Below are 19,208 nucleotides of genomic sequence, written 5' to 3' on the forward strand. Positions count from 1 at the left end.
CCTGTCGAAATGAGGTCAACACGCACCCCCCGATGCGTGTCACCAGCTACCAGCGTATCAGAGCTGAGCCCCAAGTGAAGCCGCCGCCCATCGCCTCAAGCAGCACAAGGTCGCCCTTTTTGATGCGTCCGTCGCGCACTGCGACATCAAGCGCCAGCGGGATTGAGGCTGCGGAGGTGTTGCCATGGTGCTGCACCGTCACCACGACCTTCTCCTCGGCGATGCCGAGTCGCTTGGCGCTGGCATCGATGATGCGTCTGTTGGCCTGATGGGGAACGAACCAGTCGATTGTTTCCGCCGATTCGCCTGTCGCCTCGAATGCGTCGGTGATGACATCTGTGATGGTCGCGACCGCGTGCTTGAAAACCTCGCGGCCTTCCATACGCAAATGGCCGACGGTTCTCGTCGAGCTCGGGCCCCCGTCGACGAACAGTTTGTCGCGAAAATGCCCGTCTGAACGCAAATGCGCGGTGAGAAGGCCCCGGGGCGACGTCTCCTCGTCCGCGTCATGGGCTTCCAGCACCACCGCACCGGCCCCGTCACCGAACAAGACGCAGGTGCCGCGGTCGCTCCAATCGAGAATGCGCGAAAATGTTTCGGCTCCGATGACGAGTGCACGTTTTGCCGATCCGGCCTTCAAATGCGCATCGGCCGTGGTGAGCGCGAACAAAAAGCCCGAGCATACGGCCTGCACATCAAACGCGTATCCGTGATGCATGCCGAGCCGATCCTGCACCGTGCAGGCGGTCGCCGGGAATGTCTGATCCGGGGTGGCGGTCGCCAGAACAATGAGATCGATGTCGGAAGAGGTCAGGCCCGCATCCGCGAGTGCTTTCTCAGCGGCGGCCAGCGCAAGATCTGAGGTCGTTTCGCCTTCGGCGGCGATATGGCGCTCTGAAATGCCGGTGCGCTGTACGATCCATTCGTCCGAGGTGTCGACGATGCTTTCGAGATCGCGGTTGGTAAGGACTTTCTCCGGCAGGGCGCTGCCAATGCCGGCGATCAAGGAGCGTTTCATGCGGTCTGTGCCTGCGCGGCCGTTTGCTCGGCGAACTGCTTGCGCATCGATCCGAGGGTGTATTCCAAATCGTTGGCGATCTTGCTGGTGAGGCTTCCGAGGACCATGTCGCGGCCGAGCTCGATGGCGGCGGCAAAGCCTTCGGAATCCGTACCGCCATGGCTTTTCACGACGAGGCCATTGAGGCCGAGGAAAAGGCCACCGTTGACTTTGCGCGGATCCATCTTTTCGCGCAGCCGTGCGAAGGCTGAGCGCGCGAAGAAATAGCCGATCTTAGCAGACAGCGTCCGCGTCATCGCCGAACGAAGATATTCAGCGAGCTGTCGTGCGGTCCCCTCGGCGGTCTTCAATGCGATATTGCCCGAAAAGCCTTCGGTGACGACGACGTCGACCGTCCCTTTGCCGAGATCGTCGCCCTCGACGAAGCCATAATATTCAAAATTGGGATGGTCGATGGCACGCAGAATATGGCCTGCCTCGCGCACCTCCTCGACACCTTTCACCTCTTCTGCACCGATGTTGAGAAGGCCGACCGTCGGCCGCTCCAGCCCGAAGAGAGCCCGGGCCATGGCCGCACCCATGACGGCGAAATGGACGAGCATCTTCGCATCCGAGCCGATCGTGGCGCCGACGTCGAGGACGACGCTCTCGCCGCGCAATGTCGGCCACATCGCCGCGATCGCCGGCCGATCGATATCGGGAAGCGTGCGCAGACAGAATTTCGACATCGCCATGAGGGCGCCGGTGTTTCCGGCAGAGACGGCAACGTCCGCCTCCCCGTCCCGCACGGCCTGCACGCACCGCCACATCGACGACTTCCAGCGGCCGAGACGAAGCGCCTGGCTCGGCTTGTCGTCCATGCGCACGGAAATCTCGCAATGCACGAAGCGCGAGGCGGCGACGAGATCGGGATAGCGGGCGAGCAAGGGCTCAACCGCTTCTGATTGCCCATAAAGAATGAAACGCAGATCCGGCCGACGCTTTAACGCCACGGCTGCGCCCGGGATCACCATTTCGGGACCGGCATCGCCGCCCATGGCGTCAAGAGAGATGGTGAGAGGTGACGGCATCGCTTTCTTCTGGTCGGGTCGCCGGCCGCGGGACAATACCCACTCGCCCGGTCATGACAAGCCGTTTGGAGAAAAAGGCTGGTAAGGTGCGTCAGTTACTTTGCTGCTTCAGACGCTCCAATACGGCAAATGGCGACGCCTCCGCCGTATCATCCTCCACATGTTCCTTAAATTCCGCTCCTGCAACCCTCGGATAGGGGTCGAGACCAAGCGCCACATATTCGACGAGCAAGGCGCCGAGGTCGACCCTGTCTCCGAAATAGGGTTCCGTGTCCTCGGCCCCGTCGACTTCCACGTCGAAAGGATCGCTGGAGCGATCACCGTTCGCCTCGCCGCCGCCATCTCGGGATTCGCCGGGCTTGGGCGGCCGCAGGACAAGGTGCACATCTTCCGACACCTCTTCCTCTAGGGGCGTCAAAGTCACGACGCAACGCCGCGTCACACGGCCGGAAATGTGCGCCTCAACCCGGTAATGATCGCCCGCCATCGGCGTCACGCCGACCTCGGCAGAGAGATCTTCCACAGAGGGGATACCAAGCTGAGCGGCGATCTTTTCGCGCTCGGCGGGGGACGCCTCCAAATGCAGTTTGCGTCCCGAGGCGGGTATCTCGACCAGGCGCAGCGGCTTGGCGAAAGACGCGGTGTTCATTTTAACTGTTCTCCGCAACGAGGCTGATGGGGTCCGGGAATACGATGCGCCCATCTTTCAGGGTTGCACTGGGAACATCGTCCAGCCAGGCAAGCAGCGCACGCAGATATCGCGCCAGGCGCCGGGACGCACCCGAATCACTTTCTCCAACAAAGATATTGCGTGCAATCGCACCTTCAAGCGCATCACCCTCTGCAGACAACGCTGAGCCATAAGCCCCGAGCCTGCCGCCATAGGAGGAAAAAAGCGTTTTCATCCGCTTTGGGATACGTCGATCGCTGACACCGATGTCTCGGTACGTGGCATCCATGTCGACGACAAAGGCTTCGGTGGTCAGCCGAGCAAGCTCAGGCTCTGGATCCGGCCCGAAAGTGAGACGATGGACAACTGCGAAAAGATGCAGCGAGAGCATCTCAAAGCGACCGTCGACCGTGTCATCGACACCAAATTCTTCATAGAGTTGCGGATGACGCGAAGCTGCAGCCGTCGCGCCATAAAGTACCGCTGCGCGCTCGCGCTCCTGCCGTTTGCGGCTTTTAAACCAACCCATCGTGCGATCTATGCCCTTCTAAGCCTTCAAGACAATGCGGCAGAGCCCCGCGAAGGCCATTGCAATGCCGCATTCACCCCGCTAGCAAGCGGAGTTCAACGGGACCGCCAATGACCAAAAAATCTCACGTTCTCGCCCTTCTCGTTTCGGTCGCCGCAGCCGGCGCCCTGGGGGGCTGCATCGGGCAAACCCAGCACCGCGGCTATATCGCCAACGAGCTCGCCCTGGAACAGATTCCGGAAGGATCTAGCCGCGACCAGGTGCTTATCGTGCTCGGCACCCCCTCCACGACGGCCGACTTCGGAGGCGAGGTGTTCTATTACATCTCGCAGACGGCTTCGCGACCTGTCGCCTTCTTGAACCCGCATATCGTCGACCAGCGCGTTCTCGCTGTCTATTTCGACAAGGACCAGACGGTCACGCGCGTCGCGAATTACGGTTTGAAGGACGGCAAGGTCTTCGACTTCGTCTCTCGCACCACACCGACCGCCGGCAAGGACTTCTCGTTCGTGTCTCAGCTTCTGTCGGCTGCTGGACGGGTGGCGTTCTAGACACACGATGCCGCTCATCGGCTAGCTTCAGCCGACCAAAGCTCCTGCGTGAAGAGCTTTGGTCGAGCGTTGCATCACGCAGGATCAACAAAAGGCGGCCCCTATCTGGCCGCCTTTTTTAGTGTCTGAGCCAATGGGCCGCTGGCCGAATTCGGCTCATGCCCACGACATCTCGCGTTCTTCGCCCCGGCGATGGCGTCCCTCCCGCATTCAGCAGAACGTCAATATTTCTTATAATTATTTCCATTTTTAGTATATAATACTATCACATTTGCTTGATTCTATATGTATTACGGGATTGATCACAATATACCCTTCCTCTATCTATTTTATGCTCTATTTTCTTCTCGGATCCGATCCGTGAGGACTTATCTTCATCGTATGTACACTCACATTTCGGTGCTTCCTTAATATATCAATACAACGCAAACACCGTCATTCCCTGCGATGGAGGTTAACACTATGGCCACCGTAACGATCCCGCAAATCGTCGCCGAATGGATCCATGTCGTTCCTCGCCTATCCCGGACGGCAACCAGGCTCAGTGATGATGCCGCGGCCGCGACCGCACGCGGCTCAACTCTTGGGGATGACAATTCCGATCCCCAGGCCAATGGCACTGAGATCTACTCCGAGCCACAAAATCTCCCGACCGCGATATCGAGCATCATGAACCATGCGCAGAAGCGCTCAAACTTTCACCCGGCCAGCAGTCCGCCAGAGGATCTCTATGAGCGATACAATGATTATATCACCGAGGTCGACGACACGCCTTTCTTTCATCTTGAGAAGCATGATTACGTCAAACAGACCTTCTATTCGAAGGACTACAACAAGCTGATCGATCAAGTCGTCAGCCTTTACGATTCGGTCAGCGCCGGAGACCAGGAGAAGCTCAAAGAGGATATCACCGACATGGCGAAATCAGTGTTCGGTGAAAGCAAGTCGGAGCAATGGCGCAATCTGTTTTCGCAGTCGACGATCGATTTCTCCAACCTCTCACGACCGCGCGTCTTTATTTATTATACGACGCTCTACATGCGCCACGAAGAGGACGGGAAATCGGAGGTCAATGAGCAGGAATACATGGTGCATCGGACCGAATATGCCGTGCTCTCCGACCTCATCCACGCTTATGCCAACGAGCTCGCAAGCCTCGACAAAACGTCGGTGGATGATTGGCTCGACGATTCGACGACGCCTGAAAAAGAAGACGCGGCGTTGTGCTTCAAATGAGCCGGCGCGGATCGCGCAAAATCCTTCGGGGCGACCTGGCCCGCGCAACCTGATGCCCCTCACGCCGTGCCCGGAGTGGTGGCCAAAACGTGCTGGCTCTGCGGATGATGATGCGCATTGATGCGTCAAGCGCGACAGGCGTGCCGGGCCAAGGGGCGACCAGCCGCAAGTGCAATGGCGATCTACAACGACGATCCCGCCCTGAAAGCCTGCTTCTAGGTGGGGATACGGGGATAGTGTGGCCTCGTCTGACCACGACCAAGCGCTGGGCTGCAGACACAAAAAAGGCCCCGCGGCGTACCGCGGGGCCTCGTTTTTGTTTCGAGCAATCTGCTTAGTGGGCCAGGACGGCCAGAAGCAGAAGCGCGACGATGTTGGTGATCTTGATCATCGGGTTCACCGCCGGTCCGGCCGTGTCCTTGTAAGGATCACCCACCGTATCGCCGGTCACCGCAGCCTTGTGGGCATCGGAGCCCTTGCCGCCGTGATGTCCATCCTCGATGTACTTCTTGGCGTTGTCCCAGGCACCGCCGCCGGCCGTCATGGAGAGGGCGACGAAAAGGCCGGTCACGATCACGCCCAGAAGCATGGCGCCGAGAGACGCAAAGCCATTCGACTTGCCCCCGATCAGGTAGATCACGAAGAAGCAGACGATCGGCGACAGGACGGGCAGCAGAGACGGCACGATCATTTCGCGGATCGCAGCCTTGGTCAGCATGTCGACCGCGCGCTTATAATCCGGACGTTCGGTCCCCTGCATGATGCCGGGCTTCTCACGGAACTGCCGACGGACTTCCTCCACGACCGCGCCGCCCGCGCGACCGACTGCCGTCATCGCGATGCCGCCGAAGAGATAAGGCAGCAGACCGCCGAAGAGCAGGCCGACGACGACGTATGGGTTCGACAGCGAGAAGTCGACGCTGACACCGTCAAAGAAGGTGCCCGGCGCCGCCTCTTCGGCAAAGAAGTGGAGGTCCGAGGTGTAGGCCGCGAAGAGCACCAGAGCGCCAAGACCGGCAGAGCCGATCGCGTAGCCCTTGGTGACCGCCTTCGTGGTGTTGCCGACGGCATCGAGGGCGTCGGTCGTGTTGCGCACCTCGGCCGGCAGATCCGCCATCTCGGCAATACCACCGGCATTGTCTGTGACGGGGCCGAAAGCGTCCAGGGCAACGACCATACCGGCAAGCGCCAGCATCGTCGTCACGGCAATGGCGATGCCGAAGAGGCCAGCAAGACCATAGGAGGCCAGAATGCCCGCGATGATGACGATCGCCGGAAGCGCCGTCGATTCCATCGAGATCGCGAGGCCCTGAATGACGTTGGTACCATGTCCGGTGACGGAGGCGTCAGCGACCGAGCGCACCGGGCGATAGTTGGTGCCGGTGTAGTACTCGGTGATCCAGATGATCAGGCCCGTCACGGCGAGACCGACGATGCCGCAGAAGAACAGGCTGCCGCCCGAGAAGGACGGACCGACGGGGCTCGTGAACTGCGTGCCCCAGCCGGTGAAGAAGAGCACGATCAGCGCCAGAGCGACCGCTGAGAGACCGGCGGTGGCGATGAAGCCCTTGTAGAGCGCGCCCATGATGGAATTGTTGGCGCCGAGCTTCACGAAGAAGGTGCCGGCGATCGAAGTGATGACGCAGGTCGCGCCAATCAACAGCGGGAAGAGCATCAGGGTCGTCGCCTGCTCGCCCGTGAAGAAGATCGAGGCCAGAACCATCGTGGCGACGATCGTCACCGCGTAAGTCTCGAAAAGGTCGGCCGCCATGCCCGCGCAGTCGCCGACATTGTCACCGACATTGTCGGCAATCGTGGCCGGGTTGCGGGGATCGTCTTCCGGAATGCCGGCCTCGACCTTACCAACGAGATCGCCACCGACGTCTGCGCCTTTGGTGAAGATGCCGCCGCCGAGACGGGCGAAGATGGAGATGAGCGAAGCGCCGAAGCCGAGGGCCACGAGAGCATCGATCACGACGCGTTCAGTCGGGCCATAGCCGATGAACTGAGTCAGGATGGTGAAGTAGCCTGAGACGCCGAGAAGCGCGAGACCGGCCACGAGAAGACCCGTGATGGCACCCGACTTGAAGGCGATCTCAAGACCGCCACCGAGCGAGATCGACGCGGCCTGCGCCGTCCGTACGTTCGCACGCACAGATACGAGCATGCCGATGAAGCCGGCAGCTCCAGAGAGCACCGCACCGATCAGGAAGCCGATCGCAGCCTCTGCGGAAAGAAGCCACCACGCCAGGATGAACACGACGACACCGACGATGGCGATGGTCGTGTACTGGCGTGTGAGGTATGCGAGCGCACCCTCACGGATCGCGCCCGCGATCTCCTGCATGCGCGCATTGCCCGCATCGGCCGCCATCACGGACTGGATCGCCCAGATGGCATAGACGATGGCCAAGACACCGCATGCTATGACGAAATAAAGCAAAATCATTGATTTCCCCCGGAAGATGGCCGGCGGATTGCCGACCGGGAATGGAGGCCGAACCCTCCGACAGAGCCGGGGGCGGCTTCCTGTATCGCGGCGGGGTATTGACGAAAGAACAAGCCCCGTCAAGGGCTGCAAAATCGCGCTACCCGCTTGGTTTAGCGGGACGCCTCCTGGCGACCACGCCGCAAAAGAAGCAATGCAAGCCCAAGAAGAGCGACGACGGCGATCGGTATCACGGTCAGCGCCACTGCAGACCAGCCGCCGATAGACAGGATTTGACCGGAAGAAAACGAGGCCAGCGCCACCGTCGCAAAGACAAGCAGGTCGTTGAGGCCTTGCACCTTCTCCTTCTCGACCGGCTCATAAGTGCTTGCAACAAGTGCTGTCGCGCCGAGAAACCCAAAATTCCAGCCAACGCCCAAAACAACGAGAGCGCCCCAGAAATTGATGAGATCTATGCCTTGAAAGGCGATGAAGCCGCACAGGATGAGAAGCACAAGTCCCGCCGCAACCACGCGCTCTGCTCCAAAGCGCAGGATCAATGACCCTGTAAAGAAGCTTGGAGCGAACATTGCGATGACATGCCACTGGATGCCGAGAACCGCCGCATCGGTCGGAAAGCCGCAGCCGACCATCGCCAGCGGCGCGGCCGTCATCATCAAATTCATGAGGGCATAGGCCGTCACGGCGCAGGCGACGGCCACGATGAAGCGTGGCTGCGCAGCAATCTTCCGCAACGGTCGTCCTGCATGGGTGTGGACGGCCGTCACGGCCGGAGCATGCAAGAACGCAAGAACAATTGCCGCAAGCACCATCAGTCCGGCAGCGCCGACATAAGCACCGACAAATTCGATCGGGAAAGCCGTGCGGGTGTGGATGACGGTTTGAGGTCCGATAATGGCCGCCATCACGCCGCCGATCAGCACGTACGACATCGCCTTCGGCCGGAAGGATGGACTGGCCGTATCAGCGGCAGCGAAACGAAACTGCTGCACGAAGGCGGCGGTAAATCCCATCATGAAGACGCCGAGGCACAGGATTGGAAACGAGAAGACCGTGACGGCCACCGCTTCCATGAGTGCGCCCATCGCGCCGATCAGCATTCCGCAGATGAGCCCGAAACGACGCCCGATTCGCCGCTGCAGCAGCGCGGCCGGCATGGTGCCGATCGCGGTGCCGACGACGAAGGCGCTGAGCGGCAAAGTCGCCCAGGACTTGTCCGGCCCCAAGAGCATGTGAGCCGCAAGCGAAGATATGGAAAAGTTGATCGGCGCTCCGGCGCCCGCAATGGCCTGAGCCGTGGCGAGGACCACCACATTGCGCCGGGCGACCCGGTTGTCCACTTGCGGGTGAAAGGCGGCGTCGGGGGAATTGTCCATCAATGGCTGCCGTGCACGAAAGACCTATGGGAAAACGCCATTTCCTGCCCGTCTTTCAAAATCACGGCGCGATCGCCACCCGCCTCGACACAGCCAATGGCCGTCACGGGAATGTCGGCGCGCGCCGCAGCCTCCTTGAAGCCCCCCTCCTCGCCTGGCGGGATCGCTGCCAGGATCTCGTAATCATCCCCGCCGGTCAGCGCCTCCTCCAAGGAGAAGCCGTGGCCGAAGAGCTGGCTTAAAGCCGGGTCGAGCGGAACGTTCTGTGCCTCAATCACGGCACGGATGCCGCTTGCGGAAGCGAGCTTGTCCGCGTCGCCGGCCAGTCCGTCAGAAATGTCGAGCGCGGCGCTGGCGTGGCGACAGACGGCCTCGGCCAGATCTGTGCGTGGCTGTGGCTCGCGGTAACGCAGAACGAGTTGCGCCCTGTCGTCTGCAAGTAGATCTGCATCCGCACGGTTTTGAAGAATCGCCAGACCGGCGCCGGATCCGCCGATCGTCCCGGAGAGATACAGAATGTCGCCAGCTTTCGCGCCGGAGCGATGCACCATTCGGCCTTTCGGCAGCGTGCCGATCGCCGTAATCGAGACCGTCACGCGATCCGGGGATGCGATCGTGTCGCCCCCGATCAGCGAGATGCGATACCGTTCTTGATCGCTGGCAAGACCGTCGCAAAACGCCCTCAGCCAGGCCTCGTCGCAACCGGGGGTCTGGGCAAGGGCGAGAAGATAGCCGAGGGGCTTTGCCCCTTTGGCCGCAAGATCCGAGAGATTGACCCGCAATGCTTTGCGCGCCACGGTTTCTGGAGGATCACCCGGAAGGAAATGCACTCCCTCCGCGATCATATCTTTGGTAACGACAAGATCCCGGTCTGAAGACGGGCTCACGAATCCCGCGTCATCTAGAAGCCCAAGCGCACCTTCTCCGGCGAGTGGTCGGAAAAAGCGGTCAATCAGTTCCAGCTCATCCATGAAGATTTAGCCGGCACCCGCTTTGCCGAATTCGTCCGGCCTGACATCCCGCGCCACCTTGTCGAGCACCGCGTTCACAAGCCCCGGCTCTTCCTTTTCGAAGAAGGCATGGGCCACGTCGAGATATTCGCTGATGACGACGCGGGCCGGAACGTCGCGACGCGACTTCAGCTCATAGACGCCGCAGCGCAACAGCGAGCGAAGCGTCACATCGAGGCGTGCCAAAGGCCAGGAAGGCGGCAACGTCGCGTGAATGAGGGGATCGATGACCTCCTGCTCCTCGACGACGCCTGCCACGAGCAGACGGAAAAATGCGGCATCGGCGCTGCGCAGCGTCTCGCCTTCCATCTCCTGGCCAAGGCGGAAGGCTTCGAACTCCGCGACGACACGGGGCAGGCTCACCCGCCCCACATCCATCTGATAGAGGGCCTGTACGGCAGCCAGTCGTGCAGCGCCGCGTTGGTTGGCCCCTCGGGCCGCTATGGCTGGCTCACTCTCAGGCAAGGCCCCACCTTTCGCGCAACTCGGCCATTTCACAGGCCGCCGCGGCCGCAGCCGCACCCTTGTTTTTTCCCTCAACGCCGGCCCGGGCCCATGCCTGATCGCCGTTTTCGACCGTCAAGACGCCGTTTCCGAGCGCAAGACCATAGGCAGACACCAGATCCATCACGGCGCGCGCCGATTCCACGGCCACGATATCGTAGTGCGACGTCTCTCCGCGGATCACACAGCCGAGGAGAACGAAACCGTCATAAGAGCTTATGTTTCCCTCTTCGGCCGCAATCAAGGCCATAGAAAGGGCGCCCGGGATTTCGAGGACGCCCGGGACGGCGATACGATCGTACGTAGCGCCACGACGTTCCAGCTCCGCGATCGCGCCGCGAGCGAGTTCGTCTGAGAGGTCGCGGTAGAACCGCGCCTCAATCAAAAGGAAATGACTCATCTGAGTTTTGCCGAAGCCTTATGCGCTTTGAAGACGCGCGAGGTAGCGCGCCATGAGATCGATCTCAAGGTTGACGTGATCGCCGACTTTCTTTTCGCCCCAAGTGGTGACCTGGAGCGTGTGAGGAATGAGCATGATGGTAAACGTTGCGCCTTCCACCGTGTTGACGGTGAGCGACGTGCCATCAAGAGCAACGGAGCCTTTTTCGGCGATGAAACGGGCGAGATCGTCGGGAACGGCGAAGGTGAACTTCGCCATGTCGCCCTCGTCCGCCCGCCCGATGATCTCGGCCACCCCATCGATATGTCCGGTCACGATGTGGCCGCCGAGTTCGTCGGAGGCGCGCAACGCGCGTTCAAGATTGATCCGTGTTCCCGTCTGCCAGCTGCCAAGGGCGGTGCGCTCCAAAGTCTCGGTCGAGGCCTCGACGGCAAACCACCCGCCGCCTTGGGTCGTGCCGAGCTCAATCACCGTCAGACAGGTGCCGGCGCAGGCGATCGACGCACCGATCGCAATCGTTTCAGGATCATAGGCGGTGGCGATTTCGAAGCGACGCCCGGCCGCAAGGTCGGACGTGGTCAGGACTTCGCCGACATCGGTGATGATGCCTGTGAACATTAGGCTGCTCGCTTGTAGCGGGTGAAATCATCGGGTCCGAAATGCCGCTGCTCAACGGCCCGAAACGGGGTGATCATATCGGAAACTGAGCTGTCGGGAAAAGCGGCAATGCGTTCCTCACCCAATAGAATGGGGCTGCGGAAAAGCAGGAGCTCATCGACGAGGCCCGCCTTAAGGAAGGCCGAGGCCGTTTGCGCCCCGCCTTCGAGAAGCAACGTGTTGACGCCGCACGCCCCGAGCTGAGCGAGCGCTTCTGCGGGCACATCGCTTTCGGCCCGGAGTTGAAGCCAGCGCAGAGCTCCGTCTCGCGCATCGATCAGCTCTTGCATGACAAGAGATGGAGATTTCGGGCTCAAGACCCAGGTGTCAGGGCCTGCGACAAACATCTTGGCATGCTCGGGCAAAACGCCCGACCGACTCAAGACCGATCGAATCGGCGAACGCGCCAATAGGCCCGGCAGCCGGCATGTCAGAAGCGGATCGTCCGCCCGCAAGGTTCCAGCGCCGACGAGAATGGCATCGACCCGGCTCCGCAATACCTGCACGTGGCGTCGGGCGAGCGGTCCGGTGATGGCAATCTGTCCGTGCCCCGTGAGGCCGATACCTTCGTCCGCTGAGAGAGCGAGCTTGAGAAGAACATAAGGCCGGCCCTTTGTGGTGCGCGTCAGATATCCTTGATGGGCATCCCTGGCGGGCTCAGCCAGGAGACCTTCCCGCACCTCGACGCCGGCAGCACGGAGCTTTGCAACACCTTTGCCGTCGACCCTCGGATCGGGGTCGCGGATCGGCATCACCACGCGGCCAATGCCGGCTGCAACGATCGCGTCCGCGCAAGGGGGCGTACGGCCATGATGGGCACAGGGCTCCAGAGAGACGTACAATGTCCCTCCCCGCGCTTTGTCGCCGGCTTCGAGAAGTGCCGCCGTCTCGGCATGCGGGCGCCCGCCGATCGCGGTGCGCCCTCGCCCGACGACGGCGCCATCCTTCACAACAATGGCGCCCACGGCTGGGTTTGGCGCTGCCTCTCCGAGCGACAACCGACCGAGCCTGATGGCTGAGGCAAGAAAGCGGCTGTCGAGATCCCGAGGCTGCGCCTCAGACATCGTCGTCGAAAGGACGCTCAGGAAGCTCCAAACGCTCCTTGATGTCGCGATTGAGATCGTCGTGGCGTCCGCCACTGATTTCCGTCAGCAACTCCTCGAAGTCTTTGGCTTCGCGGAAATCGCGATAGACGGAGGCAAAACGTACATAGGCCACGTCATCGAGACGACGCAGGCCCTCCATGAGGAGGATGCCGATGTCGCTTGAAGGAATTTCCGATTCACCGCGCGATTCGAGCTGTCGGACGATCCCCGACACCATGCGTTCGACGCGATCCGGGTCGACGTCGCGTTTCCTCACCGCGACCTGAACCGAACGCATCAGCTTGTCGCGATCGAAGGGTACGCGACGACCGGATTTTTTCACGACGGTGAGCTCGCGCAATTGCACGCGCTCGAAGGTCGTAAAACGGCCGCCGCAATCGCCGCAGATACGCCGCCGGCGGATCGCATTCCCGTCCTCTGTCGGCCGGGAATCCTTCACCTGCGAATTGTCGGCCCCGCAATAGGGACAGCGCATGACGCCTCGCTCAGTCGTTGTAAATCGGGAAGCGATCGGTGAGAGCCGCGACGCGCTCACGCACCGAGGCTTCGACAGCCTCGTTGCCGTCTTCGCCATTGGCGGCAAGCCCGTCGAGCACTTCCACGATCAGCTCGCCCACCTGCTTGAATTCCGCCGTACCGAAGCCCCGTGAGGTCGCTGCCGGCGTGCCCAGGCGAATGCCGGAGGTGACCGTCGGCTTCTCGGGATCAAAGGGAACGCCGTTCTTGTTGCAGGTGATATTGGCACGGCCGAGTGCCGTCTCGACCACTTTTCCGGTCAGGCCTTTGGGGCGCAGATCGACCAGAAGAAGGTGCGTATCGGTGCCGCCGGAGACGATGTCGCAGCCGCCGCGCTGAAGCGTTTCTGCAAGTATTTTAGCGTTCTCAACGACGTTCTTCGCATATTCCTTGAACTGCGGATGCAGCGCCTCGCCGAAAGCGACAGCCTTTGCGGCGATCACATGCATGAGCGGCCCACCCTGCAGTCCCGGGAAAACGGCCGAGTTGATTTTCTTGGCGATCGTCTCGTCGTTGGTCAGAACGAGACCGCCTCGAGGACCGCGCAGCGTCTTATGCGTCGTCGATGTCACGACATGCGCGTGCGGGAACGGGCTCGGATGGGCACCGCCCGCGACGAGGCCAGCGAAGTGGGCCATGTCGACCATGAAATACGCGCCGACCTTGTCGGCGATCTCGCGGAACTTCTTGAAGTCGATCTCGCGGCTATAAGCCGAGCCGCCAGCGATGATGATCTTCGGCTGATGCTCCTGCGCAAGTTCGGCCACGACGTCCTCGTCGATCCGCCCATCCTGCTTGCGGACGCCGTACTGCACGGCGTTGAACCATTTGCCGGAAAGGTTCGGCTTGGCGCCGTGGGTCAGGTGACCTCCCGCATCGAGGCTGAGGCCCATAACGGTATCGCCCGGGCTCGCGAGCGCGAGAAGAACCGCCTGATTGGCCTGGCTGCCGGAATTCGGCTGCACGTTGGCGAAATTGCATCCGAAGAGCTTCGTAACGCGCTCGATCGCCAGGTTTTCGACCACGTCGACATGCTGGCAGCCGCCGTAATAGCGGCGGCCCGGATAACCTTCAGCGTATTTGTTCGTCAGAACCGAGCCCTGCGCTTCCAGGACGGCGCGCGAGACGATGTTTTCTGACGCAATCAGCTCGATCTCGTGTTGCTGGCGACCGAGCTCGGCCTTCACGGCTGCGGCGATATCCGGATCGGCATCGCGCAGAGAGGCAGAAAAGAAATCAGAGGGCGTGGCGCTCACAGGCCTGGCGACATCTTGCATGGGCGAAAATCCGTTGGCTGGCATCGGCCGTTATACGCCACGAATGCGCGGCAGGCCGGCATTGGCGGCGATAACACAATCGCCCGGGGACGGAAAGCACGGAGACCCGGAGTGTCTGCCCGCGAGGACGGCCACGTAGCGGAATGTACAGGGCCGTCCAAAAAGCGGTTCACACCGTCAGTCGGCGAGATCAGCCCCCTCAAAGCGCAGGAAGAGCGTCTCGCCGTTGGAATCGTCGACCCCATCATTGTCCGTCACGATGTAAGCGGCGCCGTCCTTGTCGACTGCGAAGCCTTCGACCTTGTCAACGACATAGCCGTGGGTCGATTTGAGATCGCCCAGAAGATCACGCACCAGCGTCTTTTCGACGATCGGCGCATCGTCGCCAGGGGCGGCCGGCGTCACCCCGTCGAGCGACACCGCATAGAGACGCTTGATCCTGGCAGCTTCACCGATCTGATTGTCGCGCTCGATTACAAGAAGGCGCCCCTCTCCCGCCGCAGTGACTTCCGACAATCCGACCCAACCATTTTCGGCCTTTTCGAGCGGATAGCGCACGACGCCCCACGTGTCGCTCGCAGGCTTGTAGGACAGGAGCTTGACGAGACCGTCCCCGTCATCACCCCACGGGCGCTGGACAGCGAGCCAGACCGTCTCGTCATCGCCGTTGCCGATGGCCGTGACACCTTCCAGACCGAAACGCGACGCCTTTGAGGCGACCTCCTCGGGAAGCACAAGGTCGTCCTCGACTTCGCCCTCAGCGGAAATACGGAGGAGCCTGTTGGATTTCCCTTTTTCCGGATTTCCTTCGGAGGCAAGCCAGAAGCCTCCGTCGCGGCGGGCCGCGATGCCCTCCAGATCGAGATCCTCAACGGGCTTCCCATCCTTGGTGACGGTGATTGCAGACGTAATCCTCGCCGGGGTCGCGGTGGCATCGATCGTGAAGATCTTGGCTTCTTTGTAGAAGCTGTCGGAGACGCCATGGAGTTTCCCGGCGACGCTCAGATCCGCCGTAAGACCGGAGAGCGCTCCCCATCCGCCCACATCTTCAGCCGCTTCGATCATCGGATACGAGGCAGCTTCCCCACCCTGCTCATAGATCATGACCGTGGCACGGGCGCCGCCATCCTCCACCAGGTCTTCCTCATTGGCGGTCACAAGGAGCTTGCGTGCGGGAATGGCGAGAAGCCCTTCCGGGCCGATGCCTGACGGCAGCACTTGGAGAAACTGCGGTGCTGCACCGGTGTCACGATAGACGGCAACGAACGAAGACCTCTCCGTACCGACAAAAATCAGCCGATCGTTGCCGAAAGTGGCGACTTCGATGGCTTCCGGTTCGGTTCCCTTCTTGGCGGAACGCTTTTCCGGACAATGTCCGATGCGCATCGCGAGATGCTCGAGCGCATTGCCGGAATCCCAGAGAACGCTGCCGCCTTTTTCGAAAATCGTGAAGCCGCGCGAGCCACCTTCGTAATCGCCTTCGTTGGCGGTCACGAAGCGATCTTCATCCAGCCATTGGACGCCATCGGGCTCGCGCTTGACGGCCTTCAGGCTGCCCGTCGGCGAGATGCGGCCATCCTTTTCGGTATCGATTCCATCGATATCGACTGAGCCCGCCGAAAAGCCGCCTGTGACCTCGCCCGTTGCCATTTCGACGATGGCGATCGCGTTGTTTTCCTGAAGCGTCACGACGGCTTCGCCCGCTTCATTCACGTCGACGAATTCCGGTTCGGCATCGTCCGGGGCGATCTCTGAGATCCCGGTCAGGTCGATCTCCTGCATTCCGGAGCAATCGACTGCCCCCTTGTCGACCGGGAAGGTCACGAGAAGACCGGTGGGCGCCTGCGGGATCGCTCCGTCGTTCAGATCTTCATCGCGCTCGTTTTCGATGACCACCGCGATCTTCGTGGCGTCCGCCGTCAGCGCTACGGAATCAGGCTGACCCGGAAGCGCGCAGGTCGCCACCACGGATTTCGCGGCAATATCGACCGATGCGAGCTCGCCGGAAGGCTCCGCATAGCTTTCCGACGTGACGACGGCTACGAGCGCCTTGCCGGACGTCACAGCAACCGAAGTCGGCTCGCCCGCAAGCGCCACGAAGCCTTCGGGCTTCGGCGCATGCGCGTCGGTGATATCGATGATGCCGACGGCCTCCTGGGCCGCATCCGTGTAGACCAGCGTCTCGCCATCCTCGGTCGCGGCTATGATCTCCGCCACGGTGGGCGAAGCGGCATCGCGATCGATCGGCATGTTGGCGGCAACGGGGAAGGTTGCGATCCGGTTGAAGGCTTCGGGCTGCTGAGCCGCCGCCGGCAAGCTCCAGGCTGCGGCAAGGGCGAGCGCGCTGGTGGAGAGAAAGAAGCGCATCGGATCTCCGTTCAAGCAGGATGGGTGTCGAGCCGTTTTGGCTTCAAACCTCTTATGATCGGCAGATCACGCTTCGATGACAGAAACGCTGCATGGAGCCTCGGGACCTCGCCGAGCCTGACGCGCCATTCACGGGTGATCAATCAGCGTCGAAGAGCGAGAATGCCGGCCCCGACGATGAGCGCCATGCCGCATAGGGTGATGAGCGACGGAATCTCCTGGAACAGGAGAAGACCCCACACGGCGGCGAAACCGACATAGGAAAAGTCGAGAGTGCCAACAACGTTCGATGGCGCGCGCTGATAGGAGAAAGCGGCACCCAGACTGCCGATGATCATCGCAGCAGAGAGGACGACGAGCGTGCCGATCTCGGCAGCACCAAGCGGCAACCAGCCGGTCGTGAGGTAGCCTCCCTCTCCGTTCCCGTCTCCAAAAATGCCGACGCCAAGGAGACCGGCCACGACGAATGCGAGATTGAGTGCGAGGGACAATGTCAGAGGATGTTCCTCGCGGCATTTCGTGCGCGTCAGAATCATCGCCAGTGCGTAGAGGACCGCCGAGAGAAGCGGCAGCAAGGCGTAGGCGTTGAACGCCGCCGCATCCGGCCTCAGGATCAAGAGCACGCCGGTAAGGCCCAACGCCACCGCCACCCAGCCGACCGGCCCGACACGTTCGCCAACGAACAGAGCGGAAAACAAGGTGATGAAGACGGGCAGCGTATAATAGGAGACTGCGGCGACAGAGAGCTGCAGATGCGGAAGCGCCGCGTAATAGGCGAGCCACATAAAGACCAGCATCAGACTGCGCAGCGTCGTCCAGGCCAAGGCGCGGGGCCGAAGCGTCGCACTCGAGCTTGCCAGGACGGCTGGAACGAGCAGTGGCAGAGCCATCAGCGAGCGGAGAAGGAAGAGCTGCCAGACGGCGATCGTACCGCTCGTCAGCTTGATGAGCGCATCGCCCAGCGACAATGCGAGGTCCGTCATCAAGATGACGGCCGCAGCTGCGGCTAGATTGTCGGCGGAAGCAATCTGCCTCCGCGAGGTTCGTACCGTCATCACGTCCCTGGATGGTTCGGGAATACGTAAGGGGAAGCGTTGCGGCAGGTCAACGCAGGCCCACGCCGGGGCCAGCGTACCGGCGCCTCACATGGGAGCCGCCACATCTCGGCGCACAAAAAAACCCCGCGAGGCGTGCTCGCGGGGCCGGAAATTCGATAGAGCCGAAGCTTATTGCGGCAGCGGCGAGCCGATCAGTTCTGACGGCTGATTGAGAGCCACTTCGCCCGGAGCATCGAAATTGTAGATGTCGTCGCGGAAGTGAACGACGCCGTCACCGGTTGTCCAGGCCGTGAAATAGACCGTGTAGAGAGCCGGCGGGTTGGTCACTTCCACATCGAGACGCTCGCCGGAGCGGATCGTCTGATCGACCGTGGCACGCGTGTAACCGTTGTCGCGCAAAATCCAGGCGACGAGCTCGCGCACATTCATCACACGCACGCAGCCTGAGGATTCAAAGCGATAGTCGGAGCCGAAGAGGCCTTTCGACGGCGTGTCGTGCAGGAAGACCGAATAAGGATTGTAGAAGTTCATGCGCACCGATCCGAGCGAGTTCTGATCGCCCGGGTCCTGCTTGAACATGTAATTGATCGCTTCGTCCGAATGCCAGTTCACCTGGCTCGGCTGCAGCTCCTCGCCCTTTTGGGTGAAGATGCGGATGCGGTTGCGCGTCAGATACTCCGGATCCTTCTGCATCTTCGGGATCAGATCCTTGCGGATGATGGAGTTCGGGACCGTCCAGTACGGGTTGAAGTTGATCTCATGGATCTTGCTGGACAAGAGCGGCGTCTGCCGGTCCACCTTGCCAACCACCGCGGTGTGCCTGGAGACGACATGTCCGTCCTCGACCACCTCGATCTGAGCACCGGGGACGTTGACCATCACATAACGGCTGGCAGGATCCTTCATCGCGGCGATGCGCTCGCGATTGACCCGCAATTGATTGAGGCGAACCTCGGCGGGGACGTTGAGCGCCTTGAAGGTGCCGGCACCGACGACGCCATCGGCGGGAATGCCGTGGCGCTCCTGAAAACGCATGACAGCCGACTGCACATAGGAATCGAAGGCGTCGGAGCCGGTCGTCTGCCGCAAATCACCGGAAGCGATGAGACGCTGACGCAGGGCTACGACATTGGGATGGCGCATGCCGATTTTGAGCGTCGGCTCGGAGGGCACGGAATTCCAGCCACCGGCATCGACCAGGCCCTGATACCATTCGATGGCCTGATCCATGGCAGGAACCGTGTAGGGCGACAGAATCGGGACGGTAGAAGTCACCGGCGCAGCCGTCCGGGGCCCCGTATCAAAGGATTCGCTCCATTCCGATTGATTGACGGGCATCATGTTCTGCGCCTGTGCGGCCAGCGGAAACACAAGCGCCGCGGCGCAAAGGGAGGATCGCAGAAGCGAAAAAGCG

General features: G+C 61.4%; 18 protein-coding genes. 2 read left to right on the forward strand and 16 right to left on the reverse strand.

All coding sequences use genetic code 11. From position 1 onward, the window contains the following. Positions 1–46: 46 nt before the first annotated feature. From BLP76_RS10490 to BLP76_RS10505, 4 genes are all read right to left on the reverse strand, one after another. A complete protein-coding gene (locus BLP76_RS10490; protein ID WP_092812383.1) occupies positions 47–1,018 on the reverse strand; it encodes a beta-ketoacyl-ACP synthase III in 972 nt (323 codons plus the stop codon). Then, entirely contained in the window at positions 1,015–2,088 is a 1,074-nt protein-coding gene (gene plsX / locus BLP76_RS10495) for a phosphate acyltransferase PlsX (protein WP_092812385.1), read from the reverse strand. The genes BLP76_RS10490 and plsX overlap by 4 nt, the downstream gene beginning before the upstream one ends. 91 nt (positions 2,089–2,179) lie before the next feature. Then, positions 2,180–2,737 (reverse strand): YceD family protein, encoded by a 558-nt coding sequence (locus tag BLP76_RS10500; RefSeq protein ID WP_170130439.1) that lies wholly within the window; start codon positions 2,735–2,737, stop codon positions 2,180–2,182. A 1-nt stretch (position 2,738) separates the two neighbouring features. Then, positions 2,739–3,287 (reverse strand): ubiquinol-cytochrome C chaperone family protein, encoded by a 549-nt coding sequence (locus BLP76_RS10505; protein ID WP_092812389.1) that lies wholly within the window; start codon positions 3,285–3,287, stop codon positions 2,739–2,741. A gap of 110 nt (positions 3,288–3,397) precedes the next feature. On the opposite strand from BLP76_RS10505, the gene BLP76_RS10510 reads away from it, so the two are divergent. Together BLP76_RS10510 and BLP76_RS10515 are read left to right on the forward strand one after the other, a co-directional pair. After that, entirely contained in the window at positions 3,398–3,838 is a 441-nt protein-coding gene (locus BLP76_RS10510; protein ID WP_092812391.1) for an outer membrane protein assembly factor BamE, read from the forward strand. Between the two features lie 462 nt (positions 3,839–4,300). Continuing rightward, a complete protein-coding gene (locus BLP76_RS10515; RefSeq protein ID WP_092812393.1) occupies positions 4,301–5,074 on the forward strand; it encodes a hypothetical protein in 774 nt (257 codons plus the stop codon). Between the two features lie 334 nt (positions 5,075–5,408). Here BLP76_RS10515 and BLP76_RS10520 read toward each other — a convergent pair whose 3' ends face one another. From BLP76_RS10520 to BLP76_RS10575, 12 genes are all read right to left on the reverse strand, one after another. Beyond that, positions 5,409–7,523, reverse strand: a complete 2,115-nt coding sequence (locus tag BLP76_RS10520; RefSeq protein WP_092812395.1) for a sodium-translocating pyrophosphatase — start codon at positions 7,521–7,523, stop codon at positions 5,409–5,411. Positions 7,524–7,675: 152 nt separating this feature from the next. After that, positions 7,676–8,899, reverse strand: a complete 1,224-nt coding sequence (locus BLP76_RS10525) for an MFS transporter (protein WP_092812397.1) — start codon at positions 8,897–8,899, stop codon at positions 7,676–7,678. Next, complete coding sequence (gene thiL, locus BLP76_RS10530; protein WP_092812399.1) at positions 8,899–9,870, reverse strand: thiamine-phosphate kinase; 972 nt, start codon at positions 9,868–9,870, stop codon at positions 8,899–8,901. Before thiL ends, BLP76_RS10525 begins: the two co-directional genes overlap by 1 nt. A 6-nt stretch (positions 9,871–9,876) precedes the next feature. Next, complete coding sequence (gene nusB / locus BLP76_RS10535) at positions 9,877–10,374, reverse strand: transcription antitermination factor NusB (RefSeq protein ID WP_092812401.1); 498 nt, start codon at positions 10,372–10,374, stop codon at positions 9,877–9,879. After that, positions 10,367–10,813 carry a 6,7-dimethyl-8-ribityllumazine synthase gene (ribH, locus tag BLP76_RS10540; RefSeq protein ID WP_092812403.1) on the reverse strand — a complete coding sequence of 149 codons (447 nt, stop codon included), beginning with the start codon at positions 10,811–10,813 and terminating at the stop codon, positions 10,367–10,369. Before ribH ends, nusB begins: the two co-directional genes overlap by 8 nt. A gap of 18 nt (positions 10,814–10,831) precedes the next feature. After that, positions 10,832–11,431 carry a riboflavin synthase gene (locus BLP76_RS10545; protein WP_092812405.1) on the reverse strand — a complete coding sequence of 200 codons (600 nt, stop codon included), beginning with the start codon at positions 11,429–11,431 and terminating at the stop codon, positions 10,832–10,834. Next, positions 11,431–12,534 carry a bifunctional diaminohydroxyphosphoribosylaminopyrimidine deaminase/5-amino-6-(5-phosphoribosylamino)uracil reductase RibD gene (ribD, locus tag BLP76_RS10550; protein WP_092812407.1) on the reverse strand — a complete coding sequence of 368 codons (1,104 nt, stop codon included), beginning with the start codon at positions 12,532–12,534 and terminating at the stop codon, positions 11,431–11,433. Before ribD ends, BLP76_RS10545 begins: the two co-directional genes overlap by 1 nt. Further along, positions 12,527–13,051 (reverse strand): transcriptional regulator NrdR, encoded by a 525-nt coding sequence (nrdR, locus tag BLP76_RS10555; RefSeq protein ID WP_092812409.1) that lies wholly within the window; start codon positions 13,049–13,051, stop codon positions 12,527–12,529. The genes ribD and nrdR overlap by 8 nt, the downstream gene beginning before the upstream one ends. Positions 13,052–13,061: 10 nt before the next feature. Next, positions 13,062–14,369 carry a serine hydroxymethyltransferase gene (gene glyA / locus BLP76_RS10560; protein ID WP_092812411.1) on the reverse strand — a complete coding sequence of 436 codons (1,308 nt, stop codon included), beginning with the start codon at positions 14,367–14,369 and terminating at the stop codon, positions 13,062–13,064. Positions 14,370–14,546: 177 nt separating this feature from the next. Then, positions 14,547–16,736, reverse strand: a complete 2,190-nt coding sequence (locus BLP76_RS10565; protein ID WP_092812413.1) for an esterase-like activity of phytase family protein — start codon at positions 16,734–16,736, stop codon at positions 14,547–14,549. A gap of 143 nt (positions 16,737–16,879) precedes the next feature. Next, positions 16,880–17,791 (reverse strand): DMT family transporter, encoded by a 912-nt coding sequence (locus BLP76_RS10570; RefSeq protein WP_092812415.1) that lies wholly within the window; start codon positions 17,789–17,791, stop codon positions 16,880–16,882. A gap of 171 nt (positions 17,792–17,962) precedes the next feature. Then, positions 17,963–19,069: a L,D-transpeptidase family protein gene (locus tag BLP76_RS10575; protein WP_244514542.1), complete on the reverse strand. Its 1,107-nt coding sequence runs from the start codon at positions 19,067–19,069 to the stop codon at positions 17,963–17,965. Positions 19,070–19,208: the final 139 nt, after the last annotated feature.

It is taken from the genome of Afifella marina DSM 2698 (assembly GCF_900102695.1).
GTDB lineage: Bacteria > Pseudomonadota > Alphaproteobacteria > Rhizobiales > Afifellaceae > Afifella > Afifella marina.

Bases quoted from the DNA above. Each gene is read 5' to 3' on its own strand.
- BLP76_RS10565 (WP_092812413.1), bottom strand. From the start codon at position 16,736: ATGCGCTTCTTTCTCTCCACCAGCGCGCTCGCCCTTGCCGCAGCCTGG.
- ribH (WP_092812403.1), bottom strand. From the start codon at position 10,813: ATGAGTCATTTCCTTTTGATTGAGGCGCGGTTCTACCGCGACCTCTCA.
- glyA (WP_092812411.1), bottom strand. From the start codon at position 14,369: ATGCAAGATGTCGCCAGGCCTGTGAGCGCCACGCCCTCTGATTTCTTT.
- BLP76_RS10490 (WP_092812383.1), bottom strand. From the start codon at position 1,018: ATGAAACGCTCCTTGATCGCCGGCATTGGCAGCGCCCTGCCGGAGAAA.
- ribD (WP_092812407.1), bottom strand. From the start codon at position 12,534: ATGTCTGAGGCGCAGCCTCGGGATCTCGACAGCCGCTTTCTTGCCTCA.
- BLP76_RS10545 (WP_092812405.1), bottom strand. From the start codon at position 11,431: ATGTTCACAGGCATCATCACCGATGTCGGCGAAGTCCTGACCACGTCC.
- BLP76_RS10515 (WP_092812393.1), top strand. From the start codon at position 4,301: ATGGCCACCGTAACGATCCCGCAAATCGTCGCCGAATGGATCCATGTC.
- BLP76_RS10505 (WP_092812389.1), bottom strand. From the start codon at position 3,287: ATGGGTTGGTTTAAAAGCCGCAAACGGCAGGAGCGCGAGCGCGCAGCG.
- BLP76_RS10500 (WP_170130439.1), bottom strand. From the start codon at position 2,737: ATGAACACCGCGTCTTTCGCCAAGCCGCTGCGCCTGGTCGAGATACCC.
- thiL (WP_092812399.1), bottom strand. From the start codon at position 9,870: ATGGATGAGCTGGAACTGATTGACCGCTTTTTCCGACCACTCGCCGGA.
- plsX (WP_092812385.1), bottom strand. From the start codon at position 2,088: ATGCCGTCACCTCTCACCATCTCTCTTGACGCCATGGGCGGCGATGCC.
- BLP76_RS10510 (WP_092812391.1), top strand. From the start codon at position 3,398: ATGACCAAAAAATCTCACGTTCTCGCCCTTCTCGTTTCGGTCGCCGCA.
- BLP76_RS10570 (WP_092812415.1), bottom strand. From the start codon at position 17,791: ATGACGGTACGAACCTCGCGGAGGCAGATTGCTTCCGCCGACAATCTA.
- nrdR (WP_092812409.1), bottom strand. From the start codon at position 13,051: ATGCGCTGTCCCTATTGCGGGGCCGACAATTCGCAGGTGAAGGATTCC.
- BLP76_RS10520 (WP_092812395.1), bottom strand. From the start codon at position 7,523: ATGATTTTGCTTTATTTCGTCATAGCATGCGGTGTCTTGGCCATCGTC.
- BLP76_RS10525 (WP_092812397.1), bottom strand. From the start codon at position 8,899: ATGGACAATTCCCCCGACGCCGCCTTTCACCCGCAAGTGGACAACCGG.